Consider the following 19925-nt stretch of genomic DNA (forward strand, 5'->3'; position numbering starts at 1 on the left):
ACCTCGCACGGGATGGCCGACGCCGCACGGTGCGGCGTGCCGCGGGCGCCGTGCAACCTCGCACCGGGTGGGTAACCCGGCACGGTGTCAGGCTGCTCGCTCACCGGTTCGGTCGCTCACCGCGATCGGCTCCGTGACCGCCGTGCTCGCGTCGGCGGCCGGGGTCGTCCCGGGGGTCGTCCCGGGGCCGACGAGCTCCGGGTGACGGCGGCCGGTGCGGAACACCCACGCCTTGAAGAGCACGAAGCGCACGCACGTCGCGAACAGGTTCGCGGCCGTCAGCACGAGGATCTCCGTGCCGTGCGAGGCTCCCGGCGTCGTGCTGTGCAGCACCACGAGCGACCCCGACGTGATCGCCCAGGCGACGCCGAAGACCACCAGCCCCTGCACGTGGTGTCGCCCGGCTCCGGCGCGGCCCCGCACGCCGAACGTGAACCGCCGGTTGAGGGCGGTGTTGCCGATCGCCGTCAGCAGCAGGGCCAGGAAGTCCGCGGTCTGCGCTCCGATCGCCGGCCGGAACAGCGCGTAGAGCACGGCGAACGCCACCGTGGAGAGCACCCCGATCGCCCCGAACCGCAGCAGCTGCCCGAGGAACCCGACGTGCGGTGGGGTGAAGGGGCGGCGGCCGATCGCCTCGTACACGGCGCCGATGGGAACCCGACCCGTGGCGATGCCCCGCGAGACGCGCCACATGCCCTTCAGGTCCGCGGTCGCGGTCGACGCGATGTGCACCGACGAGTTGACGTCGTCGACCCAGTCCACCGGGACCTCGTGGATGCGCAGTCCGGCGTGCTCGGCCAGCACCAGCATCTCGGTGTCGAAGAACCACGCGTCGTCCTCGCAGAGCGGCAGCAGGTGGTCGGCCGCGCGCTTGGTGACGGCCTTGAAGCCGCACTGCGCGTCGGAGAACGACACCCCCATCGTGGACCGGAGCAACAGGTTGTACGAGCGGGAGATGAACTCGCGCTTGCTGCCCCGCACCACCCGCGACGAATCCGCCAGCCGCGTCCCGATCGCCAGGTCCGAGTGCCCGGAGAGCAGCGGCGCGACGAGCGGCTCGAGGGCCGCCAGATCCGTCGACAGGTCCTCGTCGACGTACACGAGCACCGTCGCCGGGGACGCGGCCCACACGGCCTTGAGCGCACGACCCCGGCCCTTCTCGGGCAGGTGGACCGCGTGCACGCCGGGGAGCATCGCCGCGAGGTCGTCGGCGATCCGGGCGGTGTCATCGGTCGAGGCGTTGTCCGCGATCGTGATGCGCCACGAGTGGTGCAACGACGTCCGGCAGAACGTGTGCAGCCGCCGCACGTGGGCGGCGAGTGTGTCCTGCTCGTCGTAGCAGGGGACGACGATGTCGATGTCGAGGGGCTGGTCGGTCTCCGTCATGCCGCTCATGCTCGGGAGCCCGGCTACGGGGGCCGAAGCAGGGCCCTGTGTCCGGGGTAAGAACGAACACCACGTGAACGCAGCGGACACGACACCTGTTGTCCGGATACGTTCGACGCACGATGACGACCGAGCGCGACGACGCACGACGGACGGCCGTGCTGCTCCCGGGGGAGCGGCTGGGTCTGGCGCTCGACGAGCGGTGCCCCGAGTTCACCGAGCTGCTGCTCGCGCCACCGTTGCACGGCATCCGTCCGGACGGACACGACTGGCTCCGGCGGCGCTACGAGCAGATCGTCCCGCTCGTGCTCCCTGCAGCGCTGCGGGCGGTCGAGCACGGTGAGCCGCTCGACCCCGACTGCCTCGTCCGGCTGCGCGAGGTCGCCGCCGCCAGTGCCGGTGATCCGCACGTCGACGTGTCGGTCGTGCTCCGCGGCGCCCTGCCCGCCATCCGCGTCTTCGCGCTCGTCATGCACACGGCCACCCGCGAGCACGCGACGACGATCGACCACGCGGGGCGGACGATGCTCGCGATGAGCCGGGCGTCGCTCGTGGCGCACGAGCTCGGCTCCTGCTGGGCCGAGGCTTGGGCGCAGCAGCGTGGCGGTCCGTCAGAGGACGCCGCGGCACCGCTCGGCACCGACGACATCGACCTGGTGGCGTCCGCGCCCGGCCTGGACGAGACCGAGGAACGGATGCTCGCGCTCGCCGCCAGCGGGCTCTCGAACGACGCCATCGCCAAGGAGACCGCCTACAGCCGGCAGGCCGTCGCCTGGCACCTCGGGCGGCTCATGAAGTCGTGGAAGGCGCCGAACCGGACGGCGCTGGTGTCGGTCGCCTTCGTCCGGGGCTGGATCCGGTCGCGGCGCCAGCTCGGCCTGGCGGCGGGGACCCGGCCGTTGGGGATCGAAGCACCGCCAGCGCACGACGACGCCCCCTGAGACCGGGGTCCCAGGGGGCGTCGTCCGCCGGAGCCGGAGTCAGCCGCCGTTGACGTGGATGACGTTGTCGATGCGCTCGATGTTGCCGAACACACCCCAGTTCAGCCAGCCGCCGTCACCGTTGTTGGTGACCTTGCCGGGGCCCTTGAACCAGTAGATGACGTAGTTGCCGCCCTTGATGTCGATCGACTGGGCATCGGCGACGTCGCCCTCGACGGTGATGTCCTGGTTCTTGTTGACCACCGCGACGGTGAGGCGGTCGGGGTTGCCGGCGTTCCAGTACCCGACGTCGAGTGCCGCCTGCACGGCACCGCCGCGGTCGCTCTGGTCGTTGACGGCGTCCTTGATCGCGTTGACGATCGCGACCGGGTCGAGGTTGACGTTGACGCTGCCCCCGACGGACGACGAGGTGCTGGGCGCGGGCTCGGCGGCCTGCGCAGGGGCTGCGACGAACGCCCCGGCGATGACGGCGCCACCGAGGGCGGTGCCGGCGAGGAGCTTCACGGACTTGCGCTTGAACGAGTTCATGATCGTGTTTCCCATCTCTGCAGTGGTGACCCGTTCGGGTCGTCTTGCTCGGACAAGACCCAGCCTGCGGGCGCTCCGCCACGGATGCACGCGATCGGGTTCGACGTTGGTCGATCGTCTGACGATCCGGACCGCGCACGACTTTCGTGCTCAACGACACCGCACGCGGCCAGTGGTGCGTGAGGTGTCGCGGGCGCGTGAGCACGCGTCCGAGCGCCTGACGAGCGGTTCAGCGGGGCAGCAGGATCTGCACGATCGCGACGACCACGAGCGCTGCGATCGGGACGCCCGCGATCCACACGCCCGCCCGCATCTGCGTCCGGCGGATCGTGGGGGCTGCGTGCGATGACCGTGCGAACTCGGTCGCGGCCACGAGCTCCGGCGCCGCGGCGGGCGGTGCGGGCTCGGGTTGGGGCCGGTCGTCCTCGAACGCCGGGACCTCGACCACCAGGTCGGCGGGGTCCGGACGGCCGGGCAGCTTGTCGTACGCGTTCGTCACGGGGCCTCCTCGTCCGACGTTCTCCGACCAGTATGCGACCCCGTGCCCGGCCCCGTGCCCGTGCCCGTGCCCGTGCCCGTGCCCGTGCCCACGCCCACGCCCACGCCCACGCCGACGGCAGCGGCAGGCAGGTCCACCGTGAACGCCGTCCGCCCCGGCTCCGACGAGACCCGGACGCTGCCGCCGTGCGCCAGGACCACCGCTCGGACGATCGCGAGCCCGAGGCCACTCGTCCCCTGCCCCGGCGAACGCGTCCGCGAGGCCTCGCCCCTGGTGAAGCGGTCGAACAGGGTGGGCAGGGTCTCCGTGGGGATCGGCGGCCCGTCGTTCGCCACGACGAAGCGCGCCACGGAGCCACCGGCCCCGTGGCCCTCGTCGACGCCGTCCAACGCCTGCAACGACACCACCACGGTCGTGCCGACGGGTGTGTGCGTCCGCGCGTTCGCGAGCAGGTTCGTCACCACGCGGCGCAGTCGTGCGGTGTCCCCGGGCACCACGAGCGGGTGGTCGTCGACGACCTGCAGCGTCCACCGGTGCTCCGGCGCGGTGGCGCGGGCGTCCATCGTGGCCTCGACGACGAGCGAGGTGAGGTCGACGGGCTCGGGCACGATCGGTGGCGCGGTGCCGAGGGCCGAGGCGTCGAGCCGCGCGAGCAGCAGCAGCTCGTCGACGAGCTCGCCCATCCGGAGGGCCTCCTGCCCGATCCGGTCGACGTTCCGGTGGATGGCGTCGAGGTCCGACGAGCCCGCGGTCAGCTCGGCGTAGGCGCGCACGGTCGCGATCGGCGTGCGGAGTTCGTGCGACGCGTCGGCGACGAAGGTGCGCATGCCCGCCTCGGCGTCGCGTCGGACCGTCAGGGCCCGGGCGACGTGGCCGAGCAGGCGGTTCAGTGCGGTGCCGACCTGGCCGACCTCGCGGTTGGCTGTCAGGTCGGCGTCGGCGACCCGCACGGGGATGTCCGTGTCGCCGCGCTCCAGGTCGAGTGCCGTGACGTCCGAGGCCACGGACGCGACGCGCTCGAGCGGTCGCAGGGACCGTCGCACGAGCAGCGCGAGTGCCCAGGCGGCGACCACCAGGCCGAGCACCGTGACGATCCCGATCACGAGCAGCAGGCGCGCGATCGCGGCGTTCAGGTCGCCGAGCGGCAGGGCCGTGACGAACACGTCGCCGTCGTGCCCGACCGCCTGCACCCGGTAGGCGCCGAGGGGTCCGAGGTCGATCGTCGCGGGGTCCGCGCCGATGTCGACCGCGGTGAGCGTCTTCCGTTGCGCCGACGCCAGCCCGTGCTGGCCTCCGTCGCTGTCGGTGTACCCGCCGAGCACGACGGTGCCGTCCCGCACGATCGCCACGACCGTGCCGGCGGACTGCCCGGGTGCACCGATGAAGGCGTTGTCGGGATCCGGACGATCCGACGACGAGGACGACGACCCGGGCGGCGGTCCGGTGGGCGCGTCCGCGCCGTCCCGTCCGCCGACGGTCCGGTTCGCGGCCGTCGACAGTTCCGCGTCCAGCCGGTCGACCAGGTACCCCCGGAACGCGACGACGGTCACCGCCCCCACGACGACGTTCGTCGCCACGAGCAACAGCGCGACGGCCGCCACGACCCGCCACCGCAACGACGGCACCCGTCCGGCGCGGGGTCGGCCGTGACGGTGGGGAGAGGCCCGGATCACCCTCGCCGATCGGCTCACGTCGTCGGCCGCAACACGTACCCCGCCCCACGGACGGTCTGCAGCATCGGCTCGCGCCCGACGTCGAGCTTCTTCCGCAGGTACGACACGTACATGTCCACCAGGTTCGACGACGTGCCGAAGTCCATGCCCCACACGCTCGCCAGCAGCTGCTCGCGGGACAGCACCCGGTTGGCGTTCCGTGCCAGGTGCCGCAGCAGTTCGTACTCGGTCGGCGTGAGTTCGATCGGGTCCCCGACGCGGCTGACCGTGCGGGCGTCCTCGTCGAGCCGCAGGTCGCCGACCACGAGCCCGGTGCTCGCCCCGGCTGCGGCGACCCTGGCCGAGGTGCGCGCCAGGATCCGCGCACGGACGAGCAGCTCCTCGATGCCGAAGGGCTTGGTCAGGTAGTCGTCGCCGCCGCCGGTCAGCCCGGCGAGCCGGTCCTCGGGGGCGTCGCGTGCGGTGAGGAACAGCACCCGTACGCCGTCGCGGGCGTCGCGGAGCCGTTCGAGCACCTCGAACCCGTCGATGTCGGGCAGCATCACGTCGAGCACGATGACGTCGGGCTGGAACTCCCTGGCCGCGAACAGCACGTCGCGACCACGGTGCACGGACCGCACGGCCCAGCCGTCGCCCGCGAACGCCAGGGCGACGGCATCGGCCAGGGCGTGCTCGTCGTCGACGACGAGGGCGCGGACGGGGGAGCCGTCGGTGCGCTGCAGCGGGTGGCCGGGCATGTCCCGGAGCCTATCCACCGCGCCCCCGTCGCCGGTCACTCCGTGCTGCTCAGGTCGTAGACGGTCTGGCCGCCGACCGTCGTCGACCCGTAGTTCGCCGCGACCCACTCCTGGATCGCCGACGCGGTCGAGGATCCGCCGCCCATCCCACCGCCGGAGCCGGACGAGACGTAGTACCCGATGTCGCCGTCGGCGACGGCGGCCTTGAACTGCGCGAGCGTCGGAGCCGGGTCGCTCGACCAGCCGCCGATCGCCATCACGGCGGTGTCGGTGTCGAGTTCGAGCTGCGCGGCCGACTGCGATCCGTTCACCGCGGCCGCCCACGTCGCGTCGGATGCCTCGAGCAGCTTCCGCAGCGCCGACGAGGTCGACGTGCCGCCGCCTGTGCCACCACCCCCGGCCTGGAGGCCCGTGCCCGACCCCGCCTCGGAGCCCGCGCCGTCGGATCCCTCCGTCGTACCGCCCGGTGCCTGCCCGGTGGTGCCTTCCGGCGCCTCGCCGGAAGCGCCCTCCGGCGGGGTCCCGCCGGGACCCTGCTGGGAGTCGGACGTGCCGTCGGAGCCGCCGTCGTCGGAACCGGAGGCCGGTCCACCCGGTCCATCCGTGCCTCCCGGCATGCCACCGGTGCCACCGCCGCCCGTCCCACCGGAGCTGCTGCCCGCCGGACCGACGCTCGGGATCGAACCGGAGTGCGCGACGGTCGTCGTGGCGAGGGCGTAGGCGGTGGTGCCGGACAGCCCGAACAGGGTGCCGGCGAGGACGCCGACCGTGACGAGCCTGCGCAGCGACGGCACACTGCCGATGACGATCAGTGCCGCGGACAGCAGCCCACCGGCGAGCATCACCCAGCGGAGCCACGGCAGCCACGTCGGGTTCTCGTTCAGCAGGCACCAGCCCCAGAACGCGGTGACGCCGATCATCGCGGCGAGGCCGAGGCGGCCGAGGAAGCGGGCTCGTGCGTGCCAGAGCAGGGCGCCGCCGGTGCCGACGAGTCCGGCGATGGCCGGGGCGAGGGCGACCGTGTAGTACGGGTGGATCGTGCCGGACATGTACGAGAACACCAGGCCGGTGACCAGGAGCCACCCGCCCCACAGGACGAGCCCGGCACGGGCGGGGTCGGCCAGGTGCCGGCGGCCGATGACGACCAGGCCGACGACCAGGGCGATGAGCGCCGCGGGCAGGAGCCACGAGATCTCGAGCCCCATCTCGGACGAGAACAGCCGGTTCAGGCCCGTCGAGCCACCGAAGGAGCCACCCGCGGTACCGCCGGTCATGCCACCGCCTCCGCCACCGTTGCCCGAGCCGCCGAAGATCCGACCGAGGCCGTTGTAGCCGAACACCAGGTCGAGGACGGTGTTGTTCGTCGAGCCGCCGATGTACGGGCGGGACTCGGCGGGCCAGAGCCACACGGCGACGACCCACCAGCCGGCGGCCACCACGAGGGAGCCGGCGGCGACGACCAGGCCGATCACCCGCCGGCCCCATCCGGTGCGGGCGGCGAACAGGTACACGAGGCCGAAGGCGGGCAGGACGAGCAGGCCCTGCAGCATCTTCGTCAGGAACGCGAAGCCCAGGGCGACCCCGGCGAGCGCGATCCACCTCCAGCTGCCCTTCGGGAGTGCCCGCACCGTGCAGTACGCCCCGGCGGTCATCAGCAGGACGAGCAGGGCGTCCGGGTTGTCGAAGCGGAACATCAGGGCCGCTGCCGGGGTCGCTGCGACGACGAAGCCCGCGAGCAGGGCGCCGACGTTCGCGGTGGTGGCACCGAGCCGGGCCAGGGTGCGGCGGACCGTGCCCCAGACCAGGGCGACGGAGCCAACGGCCATCAGCGCCTGGGGGAGCAGCAGACTGGTGCTCGAGAAGCCGAACAGCCGGGCCGACAGCACCATCACCCAGAGTGAGGCGGGTGGTTTGTCGACGGTGATGAAGTTCGACGAGTCGAGGGAGCCGAAGAAGAACGCCTCCCACGACTTCGTGCCGGCCTGCACGGCGGCGGCGTAGAAGCTGTTGGCGTACCCGGAGACGCTGAGGTCCCACAGGTACACCACGGCGGTCACGGTGAGGAGCGCCCAGAACGCGGGCCGGAGCCAGCGGGCGTCCTCGCGCTCGCCGAGGAACAGCCGGGCGAGGGGCGGGCGGCGCCGATCCCGCGCGGCACTGCGCGCGGGGTCGCGTCGGTCGGTCACGGGTACCGGGTAGGTGGTCATGTCGATGAGCATCCGGGGCGTTCCCCGACTGCTGCACTGTGCCGGCTGTGGGCGAGCTAAGGACGCACGGTGCGAGGTTGGCCGGCGGGGAGAGCGCGGGCGGCGCGGGCGCACGGTGCGCTGTCGTCCGGTCGGTGCGGGGTCGCCTGCTCGGTGCGCGGTTGTAGCGCTGCACGGGGCGGGGAACCTCGCACGGGGTGAGCGAGGGTGCACGGTGCGGCGCCGGCACCCGGGTGGGCAACCTCGCACGGGGTGAGCGAGGCCGCACGGTGCGCCGCTGGCACCGGGGCGGGCAACCTCGCACGGGGTGAGCGAGGCCGCACGGTGCGAGGGGTCAGGCGTACCGCTGCGCCGCCCGGAGCGCGGCCCCGGTGTACGAGCCGCCGAACAGGAACACGTGCAGCAGCAACGGCGCGAGCTGGTGGAGCTCGACGCGCTCCTGCCAGCCGTCGGCCAGCCGTGACTCCCGGTCGTAGGCGGCGAGCACCGTCTCGAGCCGGGGCAGCCCGAACAGCCCGAGCAGCGCCAGGTCGGTCTCCGCGTGCCCGCCGTGCGCGATCGGGTCGATGAGCACGGCGCCGGTGGGTTCGGACGAGTCCGTCGGCCAGAGGACGTTGCCGGCCCACAGGTCACCGTGCAGACGAGCGGGGCGGTCCCCGACGAGCGCGGGCTGCGGTGAACCGAGGGTGCCGTCCTGTACCCGCGACGCGACCCGCTCGAACACGGCGGCCTCGGCGTGGTCGAACCCGCCGGCGTCGACGATCCGGCGGACGAAGTCGCGGATCCGGTACTCGGCGAAGAACTCGCCCCAGGTCGCCGGTGCCTGTTCGGCTGCGACGAACGGCGTGCGCGAACGGCCCATCCGCAACGCCGCTCCTCGGGTCCAGCCGGCGGGAGGTGCGCCCCAGTGGTCGGCACCGGCGGCGTGCGTGTGGGCGAGCGATCGGCCGAACCGCTCGGCCTGGGCGGTGGTGGGGGAGCCGTCGGAGATCAGTTCGAGGTCGAGCACGGTCGGACTCGGGCGCCCGAGCACGCGGGCGATGCGGGTGCCGCCGGCGTCCTCGGCCTCGGCGAGGCAGGCGAGCCCTGCGGCCTCGGCTGCCGCTTCGTCCGCGGTGGTGAACGTCTTCACGTGCGTCTCGGCCATCGGTCCATCCTGCCGAGCGGACATCGCCGACCGTTCAGACGACGCTCACCCGGTCACCCGGTGGGCTGTCCCCACCCCGTCCCGCCCCGCCGCGCCGCGTGCACGACGAGCGCGAGCTGCACCCGGTTCTCGACGCCGAACTTCTCGTACACGTGCCCGACGTGCGTCTTCACGGTGGCCAGGCCCACGTACAGGTCGGCGGCGATCTGCGCGTTCGACGCCCCGTTGGCCACGGCGAGCGCGACCTCGCGCTCGCGCTCGGTCAGCAGGGCGAGCAGTCGACGTTCCTCGGCACCGTCCGCAGTGGCGCCGCCCGTTCCACCGGCTGCGGGGCCCGAGCGTGGCCCGGCGGCGAACGCGATCACCCGGTCGAGCACCGAGGGGGACAGGATCGAGCGCCCGGACGCCACGGTCCGTACGGCCTGCACGAGTTCGTGCGGCGGGGTGTCCTTGAGCAGGAACCCACGGGCGCCGGCCTGCAGCGCTCCGAGCACGAGGTCGTCCCCCTCGAACGTGGTCAGCACCAGGACGGCCAGGTCGGGCCGCCGTCGCAGTTCGCGTTCGGTGGCGACGAGTCCGTCGCACCGGGGCATCCGGATGTCCATGAGCACGACGTCGGGCGCGGTCGCGGCGATGACACCCTCGGCTTCGAGCCCGTCGCCCGCTTCGCCCACGACCACCAGACCGTCGTCGCCGCTGAGCAGCATGCGGAGCCCGACGCGGACGAGCTGGTCGTCGTCGACCAGGACGACCCGGACGGGAGCGGTCACGGCGTCCACGGCAGCACCGCCTCGACCACGTGCACGCGTCCGTCGTCGCTGCCGGCACGGAAGCTCCCGCCGACGAGTCGGGCGCGTTCGGCGAGCCCGCGCAGACCGTGCCCTGCGACGGAGCCGGCGGCGTGCCCGGCACCCTGCCCGGTGGCGGCGTTCGTGCGCGCCGGCTCGTCGGTCAGCGTGTTCGACACCACCACCCGGATCGCCGGACCGCCGACGGTCTCGACGACCACGTCGACGGGCTGTCCGGGGGCGTGCCGACGGGCGTTCGTCAGCGTCTCCTGCACGATGCGGTACGCATGTCGCCCGACGGCAGTCGGCACCGCCGCGGCGTCGGAGTCGACGCGCGCCCGGACGGTCGCGCCCCCGGAACGGGCCTGGTCGAGCAGGGCGGGCAGGTCGACGAGTGTCGGCTGCGGAGGCGCGGTGCCGGTCACCTCGTCGCCGGCGTTCGCGGCCGGGTCGCGCAGCACCCCGAGCACGTCGCGCAGGTCGGTGAGCGCGGAGTGCGCTTCGGCCCGCACGACCCCGGCCGCTGCGGCGGTCTCGTCCGGGGTGAGCCCCGGGCCGCGGTACTCGAGTGCTCCGGCGTGCAGCGCGACGAGGGAGAGCCGGTGGCCCAGGACGTCGTGCATCTCGCGGGCGATGTGGGCGCGTTCCTGCTCGCGGGCGCGGTCCTCGCGCAGCTGCTGGTCGCGCTCGAGCAGGTCCGCGCGCTCGCGCAGGGAGAGCAGGAGCGCCCGGCGCTGCCCGATCCCGACGCCGATCGCGACGAGCAGGGCGATGCTGACGGTGCCTGCGAGCACGATCTGCCAGAACGGCACGGATTGGTCGGGGGCAAGGACGACGTCGTAGAGCACGGTGGCGCCGAGCAGCACCGCACCGACGACGGCGATCTCGACGGCACGGCGCCGGGTGGCGAGCGAGACCGTCGCGATCGCGGCCGACCCGACCGCCAGCGTCGACACCGAGCTGAGGGCACCGATGACGACCGTGACCACGAGCGGTGCCCGGTGCCGGAACGGCAGCAGGACGAGGGCGACCAGGCCCGCTCCCATGTCCCCGAGGATCAGGGCGCCGACGTGCAGGTCGCTCCAGCCGCGGGTGTCCGTCGTCGGCCACACCAGACCGGCGGTGAACAGCCCGGTCAGCGCCGCGACGGCCACGCGCCACGTCTGGGACCACACACGCTGCCCGAGGGGCACGGCGGGGAGCGCGGTCGAGGTCATGCCCCGAGCCTAGGGAGCCGCGTCGACGAGCGGATCCGCCGAAGGTCGGAGCCGCCGGAGCCGCCGGAGCCGCTCGACCGGCGACCCGCCCGCCCGCCTCAGACCGCGTCGACCAGCGCCCGCGCCAGGGGGTGCCACGCACGGGACGACGGCCCGCTCAGCACCAGGGTGCGCTCGAGCCGCCGGGCCATCGGGATCATCACGAGGTCCGGCGGCAGCATCCCGCGGCCCAGGGTCGGCACGATCGACACGCCCTCGCCCCGCTGGATCATCCCGAACATCGTGCTCATCTCGCGCACCCGGTGGGCGTACCGGAACGGCCGGCCGTCGAGTTCGTGGAGCTTCTGGACCTGGTACTCGCACCCGCCGCCGCCCGCCACCAGGCCGTCCTCGTGCAGGTCGTCGAGGGTGAGTGCTGGCAGCTCGGCGAGGGGGTGGTCGCGGCGGATCACCGCGGCCATCTCGTCCCGCGCGACGACCACGCCACCGTCGGGCACCGGCGACGGGTCGACGAGCACGGCGGCGTCGACGGTGCCGGCCTCGAGCCACTCCGGCATCTCGTCGTCGTCCCCCTCGTAGACCTGCACGTCGACGTCCGGCAGGGTCACCGCCCACAGCTCGCGGAGCCGCGGCAGCAGCCCCTGGCAGACGGTGGGGACGGCGGCGAGGCGCACGGTGCCGCGCGCCGTGCCGGGCCGGACCACCGCCTCCAGGGCTTCGACCGAGGCGAGCACGCTGCGGGCGTGGGCCAGCAGGCGGTCGCCGAGCGGGGTGGGGGCGGCGACCGCGCCGCGGTGCACGACGGAGCCGCCGACCTCGCGCTCGAGCCCCGCGACGGCGTGCGACACCGCAGACTGGCCGACGCCCAGGGCGGCGGCCGCGGCGGTGAAGGACCCGGCGTCGAGCGTGGCGACGAACGCGCGCAGTTGCTGGACCGAGACGGTCATGCGTCCTCCTCATGTGGGCATGAGCGACATGCGTTTGCCGCATGTCGCTCGGTGGTCCGACACTAGGCCACGTGAACGCCCTCCTCTACGTCCTCGTCGCACTGACCTGGGGCTCGAGCTTCCTCTTCGCGAAGATCGGCCTCGACGGTCTCGCCCCGCAGCAGGTCGCCACCGTGCGGACCGTGCTCGGTGGGGTCACGCTCGTCGTGGTGCTCCTGGCGACCCGTCGGCGCTGGCCCCGGGAACCGCGGACCTGGGCGCACCTGGCGGTCGTCGCGGTGTTCCTCAACGCGGTGCCGTCGTCACTGATGGCGTGGGCGGAGCAGACGGTGCCGTCCGGCCTCGCGAGCATCTACAACGCGACGACCCCGATCATGACGCTGGCCGCGCTCGCGGTGCTCGTGCCGTCCGAACGCCTGCGCGGACGGCAGGTGCTCGGGATCGTGCTCGGCATCGTCGGGGTGCTCGTGCTGGTCGGCCCGTGGGACGTCCTGACCGACCCCGAGGTCCTGGCGAGCGTGCCGGGGCAGGTCGCACTGCTCGGCATGACCGCGTCCTACGGCATCGGGCTCGCCTACCTGCGGCGGGTGGCCGTGGCGAGTGCGTACGACCCGGTCACGCTGGCGACGGTCCAGCTGACGCTGGCCTCCGGGATGCTGCTGCTGGTCGCGCCCGTCATCGCGACCGGTCCGGTCCAGCTGGACGGGAGGATCGTGGCCGCGATGATCGCGCTCGGTTGCGTCGGCACGGGGCTGGCCTACGCCTGGAACACGCGGCTCGTGCAGGCGTGGGGCGCTGGTCGCGCCTCCACCGTCACCTACCTGACGCCGGTGGTCGGGGTGGCGCTCGGGGTGCTCGTGCTGGGGGAGCGGGTGCGGTGGAACGAACCCGTCGGCGGACTCGTCGTGCTGCTCGGGATCGCCCTGGCGTCCGGGGTCCTGGTGCGCCGGAAGGTCGCCGCGCCGACCGCTGCCTGACCGGACACCCGTGCGGCGACCGCCCCGGACGGGTGTCGTCGGGGCACGCGCGACGCGGCAGGACGAGCCGTAGGATCGGCTGCGACGACGACGAGGTCGTCGACGACGACGGAGACCGGCATGCACGACACCCACACCACCCGCGCGACCGCATCGGTCGCAGCGATCCTCGCCGAGTCGGCGGCACGGTACCCCGACGACGTCGCCGTCATCGTCGGCGACGTCCGCACCACCTACGCCGAGCTGTGGGCCCAGACCCTGTCCTATGCCGGAGCGCTCCGTGCGCGGGGCGTCACCGAGGGGTCGAAGGTCGCGATGCTCGTGCCGAACGTCGCGGACTTCCCCCGCGTCTACTACGCCACACTCGCCCTCGGCGCGGTGGCCGTGCCCGTGCACGCCCTGCTGAAGCGCCGCGAGATCGAGTACGTCCTGCGCGACAGCGGGGCCACGTTGCTCGTCTGCGCCGCACCGCTGCTCGGCGAAGGTGCTGCCGGCGCCGAGCTGGCCGGGGTCGACGTGGTGACCGTGCTCGCGCCGGCCCTTGCGCAGGCTCCGACCGGCGACCAGTCCGCGGCCGGCCCCGACCGGCTCGAGGCCCTGGCCGCGCAGAGCGAACCGCTCGACACCTACGTCCCCAGGCACCCGTTCGACACCGCGACCATCCTGTACACGAGCGGCACCACCGGCCAGCCCAAGGGCGCCGAGGGGTCGCACTTCGCACTGCTCGAACAGGTCAACACCAACCTGATGACCACGTTCGACATGCACCGCGGCGACGTCCTGCTCGGCGCGCTGCCGCTGTTCCACACGTTCGGGCAGACCTGCACGATGAACACCGGGTTCCGCACCGGCGCGACGCTGGTCATGCTGCCGAAGTTCGACGGCGACTCGGCGCTCGCCGCGATGGTCGAGCACGGCTGCGGCATCTTCATGGGCGTCCCGACGATGTACATGGCGCTGCTCGACGCCGCGACCCGGTCCGAGGCCCGTCCGACGCTCCGGTACGCGATCTCCGGTGGTGCCTCGCTGCCGCTGGCGGTGCTCGAGCGGTTCGAGCAGGTCTTCGACGCCCCGATCCACGAGGGGTACGGCCTGACCGAGACCTCGCCGGTCGCCACCTTCAACCACGTCGGACAGCCGCCGCGGCCCGGCACGATCGGCACGCCGGTGTGGGGCGTCGACGTCGAGATCGCCGACCCGGAGGTCCGCGACGCGATCGTCATGCTGCCGCACGGTGCGATCGGCGAGCTCGTGATCCGCGGCCACAACCTGATGAACGGGTACCTCGACCGGCCCGAGGACACCGCAGAGGCCATCGTCGACGGGTGGTTCCGCACCGGCGACCTGGGGACGAAGGACGACGACGGCTACCTGACGATCGTCGACCGCACCAAGGACATGATCATCCGCAACGGCTACAACGTGTACCCCCGCCAGGTCGAGGAGGTGCTCGCCACCCACCCCGACGTGGCGATGGCCGCGGTGTTCGGCGTGCCGCACGCGGTGCACGGGCAGGAGATCGAGGCGGCGGTGGTCCTGCGCTCCGGCGCGACCGTCGAGCCGCAGGTCCTGGTCGACTTCGTCGCCGCCGAGATCGCCGCGTACAAGTACCCCCGGGTCGTGCACGTCCTCGACGCGCTGCCGCTCGGCCCGAGCGGCAAGGTACTCAAGCGCGAGCTCGTCGACCGCTTCGGCGTCGAGGTGACCGCGGTCCCGTGACCGGCCCCACGACCGCGCAGGAGCGATCCGTACGCTGACCGGGTGACCGCCAGCAGCGCCCCGTCGACCGCACGACTGCTCTTCGCGTCGTCGCACCCCGGGCCGACCGTCACCGTGACCGTCCTCGCCGCGGTGGTCGCCGCCGCCGTCGGACACCCGGTGTGGCTCGTGGCCCTGGTGGCGCTGACGGTCGTCGCCGGGCAGCTGTCCATCGGGCTGGCGAACGACTGGATCGACGCGGACCGCGACCGGGCCGTCGGACGGCGCGACAAGCCCGTGGCCCGCGGCCTCATCGCCGTCGGCACCGTCCGTACCGCCGCGTACGCCAGCGCCGGGATCGCCGTGGTGCTCTCGACGTTCCTCGGACCGGTCGCCGCGATCGCGCACCTCGTGCTGGTCGCCGCAGGCTGGGCCTACGACGCCGGCCTGAAGCGTTCGGTGTGGTCGGTGGCGCCGTTCATCGTCGCCTTCGGGCTGTTGCCCGTCGTGTCCGTCGCGGCCGGGCCGGAGGGACAGTGGCCGACGTGGTGGGCGATCGCGACGGGGGCCGTCTTCGGCATCGCGATCCACTGCACCAACGTGCTGCCCGACCTGGTCGACGACGCCGCCACCGGTGTCCGGGGGTTCCCGCACCGGCTCGGGCTCCGCGGCGCGGGGATCGTCGCGTTCGCCTCGCTCGTCGTCGCGGCCGCCCTGGTGCTCGGCGGACAGGTGCTCGGTGACGACCCGGTGCGGGGCGTCGGGGTCGTGCTCGCGGTCCTCGGTGCCGTCGTGGTGCTCGTCCTCGCCGTCGTCGGCGTGCGGCTGGTGCTCGCGGGACGGGCGTCGCGCACCCTGTTCCGGCTGGTCATCGCGTCGTCGCTCGTGCTCGTCGTCGAGCTCGGCTTCGCGGGCGCGCGACTCGTCGCCTGACGTGAGCCGTCAGGCCCAGCGCATCGCGTAGAGCCGGGCCAAGCCGTGCGCGGTCGGCAGCGACAGGGCGGTCCGGAGCAGCGCCTCCCGTCCGGTCGTGCTGACGGGGCCGAGCGGACGACCGAGCGCCATGTTCGCCTCGGCCTGGCGAGCCGCACGACGGGCGGCTGCCTGGCGGCGGGCGGCGTAGCCCGGCCACGGCCCGGCCGTGCCGGTGCGGACCGCTCCGGCGAGCAGCGGCGCCAACTCGGCGGCGTCGAGCCACCCGAGGTTCATGCCCTGCCCGCCGATCGGGCTGATCTCGTGTGCGGCGTCCCCGACGAGCACGACCCGGCCGGCACCGACGCGGTCGGCCGTGCGGCGACGCACCCGGAAGCCGCTGGTCATCGAGCAGGTCGCCGGGTCGGGGACGACACCGGTGCGCTCCGCGACGAGTGCCGCGAGACGGGCGACGAGCGCGGGGTCCGGGTCGCGCGTCGCGCCGCGTTCCGCTGCGGCGAACGCTGCGTCGTCCGGCACCAGGGCGACGTACCGGCGACGCGCGCCCGGCAGCGGGAAGGACTCGACCACGCCGTCCGGGCCCACGTCGACCAGCGCGGCGGACCGGGCCGACGGAGCCTCGGGGTCGGCGAAGTCGCCCATCACGTAGCGGTCCGGGTACTCGCGTCCGGTCGTTCCGATGCCGAGCAGGTCACGGACGACGCTCCGAGCGCCGTCCGCACCGACGACGAAGGCCGCACGGACCGTCACCACGTCGCCGTCCGGCCCGGTCCCGGTGGCATCGACGTGGTCGGTGTGCCGGGTCAGGGCGGTCAGGGCGGTCCCGGTACGCAGGGCCTCTGGCGCACCGGTGTGGAGCCGGTCGCGGAGCAGGGACTCGGTGCGGTGCTGGTCGAGGGTCGCCACGTACGGGTGGGTCGGCGAAGCCCGGTCGAAGCGCAGCGTGCCGAGGGTCCGACCGCGGCTCCTGGCCACCCCTGCACGGACGAGCGACGCCTCGGCGAGCACCGCGGTGTCCAGGCCGATCGCGGCGAACGCGTCGAGGGACGGCGGGTGGATGCCGATGGCCCGCGAACCGGTCGGCGGCTCCGCGCGGCGTTCCCACACCCGGACGTCGACGCCCCGCGCCGCGAGGAGCGCCGCCACGAACAGCCCGACGGGTCCGCCGCCGACGACGAGGACGTCCGTCCGTTCCGAGTGCACGGGGGCGAGCCTACGGTCGGCGTGCGCCGGGGCACTCAGTGAGCAGAAGACGTCGGGTCAGCGCGCCGTACCCGACGTCTTCTGCTCACTCGACGGCGCACGCACGGGCGCGAGCGCAGGCATCGGCGCGGATGCGCTGCGTGCCGCACGAGCCCGCGCGCGGAACCGCTCGACCGGCACCTCGACGGCGTACGCAGCACCGATCGACACGATCACCACGGCGCCGACCAGGCCGACCGTGCCCCAGGGGCCGATCGCGAAGGTGCCGAGCAGCGCGATCACCAGCGGGTGCCAGAGGTACGCCGAGTACGACACCCGGCGGCCGAACCACGACACCGGCGTCCAGCCCAGGGCCGCGGACACGGGGGACCGGACCGAGACCAGGCCGCCGATCGCCACCGCCGAGACCAGTCCGGTCGCCGGCAGCACGATCCCGAACGTCGACGCGTGCTCGGTCCAGTCGTCGCCGATGCCGAGCAGCACCGCGACCAGCAGCACGAGGCCGACCCAGGTCGCCAGGTGCCCCAGGACCCCGGCGACCCGCACCCGCACGCGTTCGTCGTCGAGCAGCAGGGCGAGTCCGCAGCCGATCGCGAGCGGCATCACCCCGAGCACGGGCGAGAAGTAGACGTCGGGCGTGGTCCCGCCGCTCGGGGTCCGGTAGCTCGCCCACGACACCGCCGACGCCCCGACGACCAGGACGCCGAGCCCCGCGAGGAGCCAGCGACGCCGCACCCTGAGCGCGGCCAGCAGCACCAGGACCGGAGGCCACACCAGGTAGAACTGCTCCTCCATCGACAGGCTCCACGTGTGCGCGAAGACGCCCTGCGAGGTGTCCCAGAAGGCGCGGAACAGGTTGCCCGTGTAGGTCAGCGCGATGAACGCCGCTTCACCGGAGTGCAGTGACGCGCCCTTGTAGTCACCGACCCAGTTCCAGAGCAGCAGCCCGACCACGACGAGCGCCAGCAGCGCCGGGTACAGGCGCAGCAGCCGCTTCACCCAGAACGACCCGAGGCGCACCCGCCCGGTGCGGCGCCGTTCGCCGAGCAGCAGCGTCGTGATGAGGAACCCGGAGAGCACGAAGAAGACCGTGACCCCGATGAAGCCGCCCTCGAACTGCGGCACGTGCAGGTGGTACAGGACGACGACCAGGATGGCGAGCGTCCGGAGTCCGTCGAGCGCGGGCGCACGGTGCGTCAGCGGGGGCGGGGGCGGCGGAGCCTCGGGCGCACCGGTTCCGGCGCGTGCCGGGGCGGCCGTGCGGTGCTGCGGTCGCGCCGGTGTCGGCGCGTCCGTCGGCGCGTGTGTCAGCGTCGTCGTCGCCATGGTCCCTCCCCGCGCTGCTCGGTTGCGTGTCGCCGACCAGGGTGCCTCTCGCGGGTAAGAGGAGGCTCAACGAGCGGGGTGTACCAGGCTCGTCAGTGTCGACGCCGAACGTGCGGACCATCGCGCTGCGCGCACAGCGACCATGTCGCTGTCGTACGACGGCGACATGGTCGTTCCGCGTCGGCGCCAGCCCCGCGCACCACGCGTCGGCCAGGAGGCCCGTGGACAGCCCGCACCGCGCCTCCAGACCGTCGCGCCCAGCGTCCACCGCACGCACACCGTGAGCAGGAACGGTCGGGTCCGACGTGCGGACCCGACCGTTCCTGCTCACGAAGCGAGCGCGCGAGCGCGCGAGTGGACTCGGCGGCTACTCGGCCTTCTGCAGCTGCCAGGGGTCCGGCTCGCGGTCGCCGTTCGGGCGCACCGGGCGGACGTCGCCGACGATCGGGATCGAGCGCTTCCGCATGAACCACACGTAGCGGACGAAGAAGTGCGTCAGGGTCGACATCCGGTTGCCGGCGCCGAGCAGGCTCGTGATGTGCACGAACACCCAGGCGAGCCAGGCGACCGGGCCGACCATCGTGATCCCGCCGCGCAGCTGGGCGACCGCGGCGTTCGTGCCGATCGTCGCCATGGTGCCCTTGTCGAAGTACTTGAAGCGCTCGGTGGCCTTGCCCTCGAGCAGGCGCACGATCTGCCGCGCCGAGTGCCGGCCGCCCTGCAGTGCGGGCTGGGCGAGCTGGGCGAGGGCGTCGTCCTGCGCGGCGATGTCGCCGGCGGAGAAGATGCGCTCGGCGCCCTTCACGCTCAGGTCGTCGTTCACCTGGATGCGGCCCCCGTGGGTCTGCGGCAGGCCCCAGCCGGAGACCTCCTTGTGGGCGGCGACACCGGTCGCCCAGACGACCTGCGACGCGGGGATGAACTCGCCGTCCGCGGTCATCACGCCGTCGGGCTTGACCTCGGAGACGCCCGTGTTCAGCCGGAGCACGACACCGCGCTTCCGCAGCACCTTGGCGGCGTAGCGACGCAGGCGCGGGGCGAACGGCTTGAGCAGCTCACCACTGCGGTGCACGAGCGTGATGGAGATGTTGCCCCGCTCGATCTCCGGGTACGCGCCGACGAGGGCCTGGTCGCGGAGCTCGGCGAGCGCGCCGGCCATCTCGACGCCGGTCGCGCCGCCGCCGACGATGACGATGCGGATCTCGTCGGGGCCCTGGTTCGCCGCCGCCTCTTCGAGTCGGGTGAACAGCTCGTCGCGGATGCGGAGCGCCTGCGAGCGGGAGTACATCGAGTACGCGTACTCGTACGCGCCGGGGGTGCCGAAGTAGCTCGTGTTCACGCCGTTGGCGAGGATCAGGTAGTCGTAGTGCAGGTGTTCGCCGTCGGACATCTCGGCGATGCGCTCGTCGGTGCGGATGCCGGTGAGCAGGCCGTGGCGGAACTCCGCGTTCGACTGCCGGGCACGGAGCGAGCGCAGGAAGTACGTCACGTCGCCGGCGTTCAGGCCGCCCGTCGCCACCTGGTACATCAGGGGCTGGAACATGTTGTAGACGTGGCGGTCGACCAGGGTCACCCGGACCGGCGCGTCGGCGAGCTCACGCATGGCGGCCACACCGGCGAATCCACCGCCGACGATGACGACGTGCGGGCGGGTGTCCTGGGTCATGCTTGCTCCGGTGTTCCTCGGGTGCGTGTGGTCACCCACGAGGGTACGCGCG

The 19925-nt window shown here is 73.3% G+C and carries 17 protein-coding genes; 4 read left to right on the forward strand and 13 right to left on the reverse strand.

Going from position 1 to position 19925, the window contains the following annotated elements; genetic code table 11:
* Positions 1 to 87 precede the first annotated feature (87 nt).
* Complete coding sequence (locus ASF75_RS07225; RefSeq protein WP_235517572.1) at positions 88 to 1386, reverse strand: bifunctional glycosyltransferase family 2/GtrA family protein; 1299 nt, start codon at positions 1384 to 1386, stop codon at positions 88 to 90.
* A gap of 122 nt (positions 1387 to 1508) precedes the next feature.
* Between ASF75_RS07225 and ASF75_RS07230 the strand changes: the two genes are divergently transcribed.
* A complete protein-coding gene (locus tag ASF75_RS07230; protein ID WP_031259005.1) occupies positions 1509 to 2327 on the forward strand; it encodes a helix-turn-helix transcriptional regulator in 819 nt (272 codons plus the stop codon).
* A gap of 39 nt (positions 2328 to 2366) precedes the next feature.
* On the opposite strand, the gene ASF75_RS07235 is transcribed toward ASF75_RS07230, so the two are convergent.
* The 9 genes from ASF75_RS07235 to ASF75_RS07275 all read right to left on the reverse strand — a co-directional run bounded on the left by ASF75_RS07235 (position 2367) and on the right by ASF75_RS07275 (position 12070).
* A complete protein-coding gene (locus ASF75_RS07235) occupies positions 2367 to 2870 on the reverse strand; it encodes a hypothetical protein (protein ID WP_235045642.1) in 504 nt (167 codons plus the stop codon).
* 214 nt (positions 2871 to 3084) lie between these two features.
* On the reverse strand, positions 3085 to 3354 hold the full coding sequence (locus ASF75_RS07240) for a hypothetical protein (RefSeq protein ID WP_017885437.1): 270 nt from the start codon (positions 3352 to 3354) through the stop codon (positions 3085 to 3087).
* The gene (locus ASF75_RS07245) at positions 3351 to 4955 is read right to left on the reverse strand and encodes a sensor histidine kinase (RefSeq protein ID WP_056070105.1); all 1605 of its coding nucleotides are present in this window, start codon (positions 4953 to 4955) and stop codon (positions 3351 to 3353) included. Before ASF75_RS07245 ends, ASF75_RS07240 begins: the two co-directional genes overlap by 4 nt.
* 86 nt (positions 4956 to 5041) lie before the next feature.
* Complete coding sequence (locus tag ASF75_RS07250) at positions 5042 to 5764, reverse strand: response regulator transcription factor (RefSeq protein ID WP_056070108.1); 723 nt, start codon at positions 5762 to 5764, stop codon at positions 5042 to 5044.
* A gap of 35 nt (positions 5765 to 5799) precedes the next feature.
* Complete coding sequence (locus ASF75_RS18240; protein WP_268750871.1) at positions 5800 to 7971, reverse strand: ArnT family glycosyltransferase; 2172 nt, start codon at positions 7969 to 7971, stop codon at positions 5800 to 5802.
* A gap of 334 nt (positions 7972 to 8305) precedes the next feature.
* Positions 8306 to 9118 carry a fructosamine kinase family protein gene (locus ASF75_RS07260; RefSeq protein WP_056070109.1) on the reverse strand — a complete coding sequence of 271 codons (813 nt, stop codon included), beginning with the start codon at positions 9116 to 9118 and terminating at the stop codon, positions 8306 to 8308.
* A 53-nt stretch (positions 9119 to 9171) separates the two neighbouring features.
* Positions 9172 to 9897, reverse strand: a complete 726-nt coding sequence (locus ASF75_RS07265) for a response regulator transcription factor (RefSeq protein ID WP_056070111.1) — start codon at positions 9895 to 9897, stop codon at positions 9172 to 9174.
* A complete protein-coding gene (locus tag ASF75_RS07270) occupies positions 9885 to 11123 on the reverse strand; it encodes a sensor histidine kinase (RefSeq protein ID WP_056070114.1) in 1239 nt (412 codons plus the stop codon). Before ASF75_RS07270 ends, ASF75_RS07265 begins: the two co-directional genes overlap by 13 nt.
* A 98-nt stretch (positions 11124 to 11221) precedes the next feature.
* Positions 11222 to 12070 carry a LysR family transcriptional regulator gene (locus tag ASF75_RS07275; RefSeq protein WP_056070117.1) on the reverse strand — a complete coding sequence of 283 codons (849 nt, stop codon included), beginning with the start codon at positions 12068 to 12070 and terminating at the stop codon, positions 11222 to 11224.
* A 71-nt stretch (positions 12071 to 12141) separates the two neighbouring features.
* On the opposite strand from ASF75_RS07275, the gene ASF75_RS07280 reads away from it, so the two are divergent.
* The 3 genes from ASF75_RS07280 to ASF75_RS07290 all read left to right on the forward strand — a co-directional run bounded on the left by ASF75_RS07280 (position 12142) and on the right by ASF75_RS07290 (position 15678).
* Complete coding sequence (locus ASF75_RS07280) at positions 12142 to 13047, forward strand: DMT family transporter (RefSeq protein WP_082509543.1); 906 nt, start codon at positions 12142 to 12144, stop codon at positions 13045 to 13047.
* A gap of 120 nt (positions 13048 to 13167) precedes the next feature.
* Positions 13168 to 14766 carry a long-chain-fatty-acid--CoA ligase gene (locus ASF75_RS07285; protein ID WP_056070124.1) on the forward strand — a complete coding sequence of 533 codons (1599 nt, stop codon included), beginning with the start codon at positions 13168 to 13170 and terminating at the stop codon, positions 14764 to 14766.
* Positions 14767 to 14808: 42 nt separating this feature from the next.
* A complete protein-coding gene (locus ASF75_RS07290) occupies positions 14809 to 15678 on the forward strand; it encodes a UbiA family prenyltransferase (protein WP_056070126.1) in 870 nt (289 codons plus the stop codon).
* Between the two features lie 9 nt (positions 15679 to 15687).
* On the opposite strand, the gene ASF75_RS07295 is transcribed toward ASF75_RS07290, so the two are convergent.
* From ASF75_RS07295 to ASF75_RS07305, 3 genes are all read right to left on the reverse strand, one after another.
* Entirely contained in the window at positions 15688 to 16881 is a 1194-nt protein-coding gene (locus ASF75_RS07295; RefSeq protein WP_056070132.1) for an FAD-dependent oxidoreductase, read from the reverse strand.
* Between the two features lie 57 nt (positions 16882 to 16938).
* Positions 16939 to 18207 carry an acyltransferase family protein gene (locus ASF75_RS07300; protein ID WP_056070133.1) on the reverse strand — a complete coding sequence of 423 codons (1269 nt, stop codon included), beginning with the start codon at positions 18205 to 18207 and terminating at the stop codon, positions 16939 to 16941.
* Positions 18208 to 18574: 367 nt separating this feature from the next.
* Positions 18575 to 19873 (reverse strand): NAD(P)/FAD-dependent oxidoreductase, encoded by a 1299-nt coding sequence (locus ASF75_RS07305; RefSeq protein ID WP_017886975.1) that lies wholly within the window; start codon positions 19871 to 19873, stop codon positions 18575 to 18577.
* Between the last annotated feature and the right edge of the window lie 52 nt (positions 19874 to 19925).

The organism is Curtobacterium sp. Leaf154 (genome assembly GCF_001424595.1).
Classification (GTDB): Bacteria; Actinomycetota; Actinomycetes; order Actinomycetales; family Microbacteriaceae; genus Curtobacterium; species Curtobacterium poinsettiae.

What these genes read in the sequence shown, in the direction of transcription:
- ASF75_RS07225 (WP_235517572.1), bottom strand. Translation starts at nt 1,386, where the DNA reads ATGACGGAGACCGACCAGCCCCTCGACATCGACATCGTCGTCCCCTGC.
- ASF75_RS07230 (WP_031259005.1), top strand. Translation starts at nt 1,509, where the DNA reads ATGACGACCGAGCGCGACGACGCACGACGGACGGCCGTGCTGCTCCCG.
- ASF75_RS07235 (WP_235045642.1), bottom strand. Translation starts at nt 2,870, where the DNA reads ATGGGAAACACGATCATGAACTCGTTCAAGCGCAAGTCCGTGAAGCTC.
- ASF75_RS07250 (WP_056070108.1), bottom strand. Translation starts at nt 5,764, where the DNA reads ATGCCCGGCCACCCGCTGCAGCGCACCGACGGCTCCCCCGTCCGCGCC.
- ASF75_RS18240 (WP_268750871.1), bottom strand. Translation starts at nt 7,971, where the DNA reads ATGACCACCTACCCGGTACCCGTGACCGACCGACGCGACCCCGCGCGC.
- ASF75_RS07260 (WP_056070109.1), bottom strand. Translation starts at nt 9,118, where the DNA reads ATGGCCGAGACGCACGTGAAGACGTTCACCACCGCGGACGAAGCGGCA.
- ASF75_RS07270 (WP_056070114.1), bottom strand. Translation starts at nt 11,123, where the DNA reads ATGACCTCGACCGCGCTCCCCGCCGTGCCCCTCGGGCAGCGTGTGTGG.
- ASF75_RS07275 (WP_056070117.1), bottom strand. Translation starts at nt 12,070, where the DNA reads ATGACCGTCTCGGTCCAGCAACTGCGCGCGTTCGTCGCCACGCTCGAC.
- ASF75_RS07285 (WP_056070124.1), top strand. Translation starts at nt 13,168, where the DNA reads ATGCACGACACCCACACCACCCGCGCGACCGCATCGGTCGCAGCGATC.
- ASF75_RS07300 (WP_056070133.1), bottom strand. Translation starts at nt 18,207, where the DNA reads ATGGCGACGACGACGCTGACACACGCGCCGACGGACGCGCCGACACCG.
- ASF75_RS07305 (WP_017886975.1), bottom strand. Translation starts at nt 19,873, where the DNA reads ATGACCCAGGACACCCGCCCGCACGTCGTCATCGTCGGCGGTGGATTC.